1 rRNA gene is annotated in these 264 nt (G+C 50.8%); it reads right to left on the minus strand.

Annotated features, from left to right (window positions below):
* A 23S ribosomal RNA gene (locus AACW87_RS15945) occupies positions 1-264 on the minus strand; the annotation flags it as partial.

Below are 264 nucleotides of genomic sequence, written 5' to 3' on the forward strand. Positions count from 1 at the left end.
TGGTCTTCCGGCGAGGAGGCTTTTCACCCCCTTTATCGTTACTTACGTCAGCATTCGCACTTCTGATATCTCCAGCATACCTCTCGATACACCTTCGCAGACTTACAGAACGCTCCCCTACCACTCATACATAAGTATGAATCCGCGGCTTCGGTGCCTGGTTTGAGCCCCGTTACATCTTCCGCGCAGGCCGACTCGACTAGTGAGCTATTACGCTTTCTTTAAATGATGGCTGCTTCTAAGCCAACATCCTAGCTGTCTGAG

Source organism: Aeromonas sp. MR7 (assembly GCF_963899385.1).
Classification (GTDB): Bacteria; Pseudomonadota; Gammaproteobacteria; order Enterobacterales; family Aeromonadaceae; genus Aeromonas; species Aeromonas bestiarum.